1 protein-coding gene is annotated in these 701 nt (G+C 47.5%); it reads right to left on the bottom strand.

The annotated features are described in order from the left end of the window. Window positions 1-701 (bottom strand): methyl-accepting chemotaxis protein (locus tag R7P74_RS26550; RefSeq protein WP_318123637.1); only part of this gene is annotated, 701 nt, incomplete at both ends.

The following is a 701-nucleotide window of genomic DNA, read 5'->3' as shown; positions in this document are numbered from 1 at the left end:
ATTGGGAAATGATGCTTTCAATGTTGCTGGTGGCTTCGGCGGTACGTGAGGCCAGATTTCTCACTTCATCGGCAACGACTGCAAAGCCACGACCTTGCTCTCCGGCGCGTGCCGCTTCGATTGCTGCGTTTAGAGCGAGTAGGTTAGTTTGTTCGGCGATGCCTTTGATCACACCGAGTATTGAGGAAACTTCTTCGGTTCTCTGATTTAGAGACGTAATCTTCTCACGCACTTGTTCAATGTCGCTGACTAAGTTCTTGATGTCTTCGCTGACATTGTGCGCTTGGCTGGCGCTGTTTGTGGCTACGTCAACGGTGTGGTTTACTAACGTCGTTGCGTTGATTGTTGCCTCTTCTACCACGACTTGCTGCTGCAACATATCAATAATGTTGTTTTGCACTTCATTGGTTTCTAATTGCTGATTGTTTGCTGCTTCATCAGTGGATTGAGCAACGTCGGTGAGACGACCCGCAGACCCTGCTAACGAGTGGGAGGTGTCTTGCACGCGCTCAAGACTTTCCGAAACGGTATCCATAAAGGAATTAATAGATTGGGAAAGTTGGCCAACTTCGTCATTTTGTTTATGGACAAGTCTCTGGGAGAGATCTTTGCTGGCACTAACGTTCGACATAAAGTGCGAGGTTTTTTGAATTGGTCGCACGATGATCTTACGAATCAAGCCCATGGTGATGAGAAAACCA

This window comes from Vibrio sp. 2033 (genome assembly GCF_033339735.1).
The sequence above is the reverse complement of the archived record's forward strand: the minus strand, read 5'-3'. Positions and strand labels throughout refer to the sequence as shown.